This is a genomic window from Archangium sp., assembly GCF_036388035.1.
Classification (GTDB): domain Bacteria; phylum Myxococcota; class Myxococcia; order Myxococcales; family Myxococcaceae; genus Archangium.
The window spans coordinates 1-5,574 of the sequence record NZ_DASVSO010000315.1 but is presented as its reverse complement, the minus strand read 5'-3'; the positions used below and the strand labels follow the sequence as shown (position 1 = coordinate 5,574).

4 protein-coding genes and 2 pseudogenes are annotated in these 5,574 nt (G+C 68.7%); all 6 read right to left on the bottom strand.

Going from position 1 to position 5,574, the window contains the following annotated elements:
* Positions 1 to 502 (bottom strand): annotated as a pseudogene (locus VF697_RS13045) (type III polyketide synthase); the annotation flags it as partial.
* A 14-nt stretch (positions 503 to 516) separates the two neighbouring features.
* Positions 517 to 855, bottom strand: a complete 339-nt coding sequence (locus VF697_RS13040) for a hypothetical protein (RefSeq protein WP_331094791.1) — start codon at positions 853 to 855, stop codon at positions 517 to 519.
* A gap of 168 nt (positions 856 to 1,023) precedes the next feature.
* Entirely contained in the window at positions 1,024 to 2,823 is a 1,800-nt protein-coding gene (locus VF697_RS13035; RefSeq protein ID WP_331094790.1) for a methyl-accepting chemotaxis protein, read from the bottom strand.
* 212 nt (positions 2,824 to 3,035) lie between these two features.
* Positions 3,036 to 3,773 carry an SDR family oxidoreductase gene (locus VF697_RS13030; RefSeq protein ID WP_331094793.1) on the bottom strand — a complete coding sequence of 246 codons (738 nt, stop codon included), beginning with the start codon at positions 3,771 to 3,773 and terminating at the stop codon, positions 3,036 to 3,038.
* Between the two features lie 12 nt (positions 3,774 to 3,785).
* A complete protein-coding gene (locus tag VF697_RS13025) occupies positions 3,786 to 5,123 on the bottom strand; it encodes an FAD-binding oxidoreductase (protein ID WP_331094788.1) in 1,338 nt (445 codons plus the stop codon).
* Between the two features lie 12 nt (positions 5,124 to 5,135).
* A pseudogene (locus tag VF697_RS13020) lies at positions 5,136 to 5,574 on the bottom strand (hypothetical protein); the annotation flags it as partial.

The window sequence follows — 5,574 nt, the reverse complement described above, 5'->3', positions numbered from 1 at the left end:
TGAACTCCGAGGCGTTGGCGATGACGAGCTCGTCGGGGCGCGCGGCGATGCTGTCCAGGGCCACCCGCATGACGGGGAAGGCCGCGAAGCAGCCCATGTGGCCCACGAAGGTGCGGCGGATGCTGGAGCGCAGCCCGAGCTTCTTGGAGATGAAGAGGTCCAACCCCGGGCCCGAGTAGCCCGAGTTGGTGGTCATCGTGAAGGCGCCCACCTTGGAGCGGTCCAGGCTCCCGAGGGCCTTCTCCACCGACTGGCCCGTCACCTCCAGGCCCACGCGCTCGTAGACGCGCGCGCGGTCACCCACACCGCGGTTGCCCTCGGCGAACTCCACGCGCGGGTCCCACGCGAAGTGCCGGCGGCGCACGCCCGTGTTCTTGATGATGCGCTCGGCGTTGGGGATGGTCTTGTACCACTGCTTCAGCAGCCCCTCGTACATCTCGTCCTGGGTGAGCGAGAGCGGGGGAACCGCCGAAGCGATGGACAACAGGGTGGGTCTACGCACGGGTACTGCTTGGGTCATGCCGCCTCCACGTCGAGCGTGTTCTGGACGCTGGCGTGGGAGTCCGAGTTCACCTTGCTCCGCGCGGAGACAACCTGCGACATGCGCTCGTCGATGAAATCCACGAGGCTGCCCACGGTGTCGTGACCGCGGCGCGAGGCCTTGATGTACCAGGGGGTGAACTCGATGTCCGCCACTTCGTCCTTCAGCCGGGAAATCATCGACTCCAGATGAAAGGAGTCCATGCCCAGATCATACGTCATGGAGGCGAACTCGCTCACGTCGTCCGGGAACAGGCCACTGTTGGTGGCCAGGATGATGTTGCGGACGTTGTCGAGGATCTCCTGCCGATGCATATGAGCCTCCCGCCATGGGGACGAACGAGCTTTCGAGTGATGCCCCCCCCTGCAACCAAGAAGGGATACTACAGACCCCAGCCACGTCCGGTCAAGCTGGAATTTTCGTGCGATAATGGAACGTAGGAATGACACGTCGCGTTGGATACACGGCTGTAGCGCGGGGCGCTATTCCAAATGGTACTGGCCGGCCACGCGGGTGACCTGGGCGGAGACGTTCTGGAGCGTCTGCGCCGCCTCCTGGGTGGATTCCAGCCGTTCCATGGCGGCGTCCATGCTGTGCGACAGGTCGGCCACGGCGTTGAAGATTTGAGTGAAGCCGGCGTTCTGCTGGCTCACCGCGACGGTGATCTGCGTCACGGCGGTGGAGCTCTCCTTCACCATCTGCGAGAGCTGGCGCAGGCTCTCCTCGGAGGTGCGCACCTTGTCCAGGCCGCCCTCCACCTGGGCGGCGCCCACGTCCGTCATGGAGACGGCGTCGCCGATGGCGTTGCCCACCTCGTCGAGGATGGTGCGGATGCGGGCGGTGGCGCGGATGGACTGGTCGGCCAGGAGGCGGATTTCGCGGGCCACCACGCCAAAGCCCTTGCCGTGCTCGCCCGAGCGCACCGCCTCGATGGCGGCGTTGAGCGCGAGCATGTTGGACTGGTCGGCCAGGTCCTTCACCGTCTCGGTGATTTCACCAATCTGCAGGGCGCTGGCCTGCAGGCGCTCCATCTTGCCGCGGATGGCGAACACCGAGTCGCGGATGGCGCTGAAGCCGGCGCTGGTCTGCTCCAGGGCGATGGTGCCCGAGCGGCTGAGCTCCTCGGCGTGACGCACCACGTGCAGCACCTCCTCGGCCCGCTGGGCGGTGAGGTTGGAGGTCTGCTTGATCTCCTGCGCGGTGACGTTCGTCTCCTGGATGGCGGTGGCCTGGGTGTTGAGGGCGCGGCGCTGGGCGTCGTTGGCCTGGCGCAGGGTGGCCCCGGCCTCGACGAGCTGGGTGGCCGACTGCTGCAGCGTGCGCGGCAGGGCGCTCAGCTGCAGGGTGATGGCGTTGAGGCCAAAGGCCAGGTCGCCGATCTCATCGGTGGACACCCACTGGGGCGGGCGCACCTTGCCCACCGAGAGGCCCTCGATGGCGCGCAGCACCGCCAGCGAGCCGCTCTCCTGGCGGCGCGCCAGCATCCACGCGGAGAGGATGGAGAGGGCGAGCAGCACGAGGGCCAGCACGGCCACGGGGATGCTCAGCTCGGACAGGAGCGAGCCGCTCAACCCCTCGAGCATCGCGGCCGCCTGGTGCTGGCCCGTGGCCTGGAGGTCCTCGACGTAGCGGCGCTGGACGTTGGTGGTCTGCACGCCCACCGTGACGCTGCCCATGACGATGAGCGAGAGCACGCAGACGGAGAAGGCGTAGGGCAGGAACCAGGACTGGCGGGGCCAGAAGAAGCCGCCGCTCATCACGCGCAGGTGGGGGTGGCGCCCCTGCTCCTCGAGCACCAGCGGCTGCACCCAGCGCTCCATGGTGATGCCGGCGGGGAAGGCCAGCAGCAGGCCCACCGCCACGCCGATGAGCGTGCCCCAGAGCACCAGCCACAGGCTCTTGTGGAACCACAGGCACACGCCCGTGCAGAAGCTGGCGGCGCCGAAGCCGTAGGAGCCCACCATGTTGTAGAAGGCGATGCGCCAGGGCATCTTGAGGATGCGGGCCAGGCGCAGGCCGGGGGGATCGTCCCGGTTCGAGCTGAGCGCGGTGCGGTGGAAGTAGTGGATGATGCTCAGCGGGAAGAGCACGCCCCAGACGAGGATCACCGGCGGCAGCAGCCAGATGACGGCGCGCGGGACCTGATCTCCCTGGAGCCCCAGCACCATCCCCAGCAGGTAGGCGACGAAGGGCGCCAGGGGCATCGCACACGCGCGCATGAGCGCATCGATGCGGCTGGGCAGGGAGCGGTTGCTGGTGCTCGACGATTTGAAGAACGCCATGATCGAAGGCCCGGGGCGGAGCGGTGACGCGGGCGGTATACGTGGCGGTCAGGGGGCACGGCCACGTCCACCCGATGGACGCTATCACCTTTCCCGCACCTTGGGCGGCAGGGGGCCGGGTGGAGTTGTTGGGGTGGAAACTCCTACCCGACCAGGGGGAGGCCCGGGTGCCCGCCCGCTCCTCGTCCGAGCGGGAGCGGGGCGGCGGGCCGCTACAGCTTCAGCCGCTTGAAGATGCCCTCGGGGATGGAGCGGATGATGAACATGATGAGGCGCCAGAAACCGGGCAGGTACACCTCGTTGCGGCGCTTGTCCGCGGCCCGGAGGATGCCGCGTGCCACCTGCTCCGGCGAGGCGAAGAGGGCGTTCTTCTTCATGTCCGCCGTCATCGGCGTGTCCACGAAGCCCGGTTTCACCGTCACCACCGCCACGCCCGAGCGCGCCAGCCGGTTGCGCAGGCCCTGGAGGTACACGCTCAGCGCCCCCTTGGAGGCGCCGTAGATGTAGTTGCTCTGCCGGCCGCGGTCTCCCGCCACCGAGGAGATGACCACCAGTGTGCCGGCCTTCTGGGCCTCGAAGCGGTTGGCCAGCGGTGTCAGCAGGGACACCGCGCTCAGGAAGTTGGTGCGGAAGACCTTCTCCGCCTCGGCGTACGCGCGCTGGGACGCCTCCTGGTTGCCGAGAATGCCGTGGGCGAGCAGCGCCCCATCCAGGCCGCCGAGGGCGACGGTGGCACGCTCCACCAGGGCCTCGTGCTGGGCCAGGTCGTCCAGGTCGAGGGCCTCGGTGGCCACCTTCGTGGAGCCCCGGGTCCGAGCATCCTGCGCCACCGCCTCCAGCCGCTCGGCGTTGCGGCCCACGAGGTACAGGGACGCGCCGCGCGCGGCGAGCAGCCGCACCGTCGCCTGGGCCATGGCGCTCGTGGCGCCGAGAACGAGGACCTTCTTCATCATGGGGTCCATCTATCCCGCCCCGTTCACCCGGCGCCAGAACGATGATGAGAACGCCGGATCCACGTAGCGCGCGAAGCGCTCGCGCTCGGGGTAGTACGCCGCGAAGCTCTCCGGGCTCATCCGCGCGTCCTTGGCCGGGTACACCCGCCCGCCCGACTGGCGCGTCACCCGGTCCAGCTCCTCCAGCAGCTTGTACGTCCGCTCGCCCCGGTTGGCGAAGTCGAGCGCCAACGTCACCCCGCGCCGCGGGAAGCTCATCCACCCCGGGGAGGGCACGTCGCCGAACATCTTCAGCACCGTGAGGAAGCTCGGCAGCTCGCTGCGTGCCCGGTCGAGGATCTCCCTCAGCGCCGTCACGCCCGTGTCGTTCACCGGCACGAAGCACTGGAACTGCATGAAGCCCCGGTGCCCGTAGATGCGGTTCCACCGGTGGATGCTGTCCAGCGGGTAGAAGAACGGGTCGTAGTGGATGAGGCCTTCGGACGACCTGCCGCGCTGCCGGTTGTAGTAGAGGAAGTTGAAGGCCGACACCGAGAGGCGGTTGAGCGCGAAGCCCGGCAGGTCGAAGGGCACCGCCAGCCCGCCGCCGTTGCGCGACAGGTGGCTGCGCGACAGCGGCACCGCGTCGAACTGCGGCGGCGCGTGGTTGCCCCGGTAGAAGAGGCCCTTGCCCAGGGTCTTCCCCTTGCCCAGGCTGTCGATCCACGCCACGGTGAACTCGAAGTCCTGCTCGGACTCGTGCGCCAGCGAGAGGAAGCCGTCCAGGTTGGTGAAGGGGATGGTCTCCTGGAGGATGTACGGGTTGCTCATCCGCCGCAGCTGGATCTCCGCCCAGGTGATGAGGCCCGTCAGCCCGAGGCCGCCGATGGTGGCCTCGTAGTAGTCCGGGTTCTCCTCGGGCGAGCACACCCGGCGCGAGCCGTCCGAGCGCACCAGCTCGAAGCGCCGCACATGCCGCCCGAAGGTGCCCGCCCGGTGGTGGTTCTTGCCGTGGACGTCGTTGGCGATGGCCCCGCCCACGCTCACGAACTTGGTGCCCGGCGTCACCGGGAGGAACCAGCCCTGCCACGACACCAGCCGGAGGATGGCGTCCAGCGTGACGCCCGACTCGCAGCGCAGCACGCCCGTGGCCGGGTCGAAGGCGAGGAAGCGGTCCAGCCGCGTTGTCGTCAGCAGCGCGCCACCCGCGTTGAGGCACGAGTCCCCGTAGCTGCGGCCCTGCCCGTACGGCAGCAGCGTGCCTCCGTCCGCCGGCACCGGCAGGCTGTCCGAGGCCCACGTGACGGGCAGCATCCGCTGCTCCTCCACGTGTGGGTAGCGTCCCCAGGATTGCAGCTCAGAGCCCATGTCCGTCACCTCTCACGTCGCTACCAGCAACACGCCCGCGGCGAGAATTCCCACCACGTAGCTCACCTTGTCCTTCAGCGCGAAGACGAGCGGGTCCTCGTTCACCTGGCCGCGGTGCGCGAGCATCCACACCCGGCCCACCCAGTACATCATCACCGGACACAGCAGCCACAGCCGCTCCGGGTGGAGGTAGAGGGCCGTCACTTCCTTGCTGGTGATGTAGAGGGCGAGCACCAGCACGGACATGTAGCCGCTCGACACGCCGAGGCTCGCGAGCTGCTCGTAGTCCCCGGCCACGTACCCGCGCCCTGGCGCCGCCGCCTCGTTGGCCAGCCGCAGCCGGCGCACCTCGCTCAGCCGCTTCACCAGCGCGAGCGAGAGGAAGAGGAACATGGAGAAGGTGAAGAGCCAGCTCGAGGTGGGCACGCCCACCGCCAGCGAGCCGCCGAAG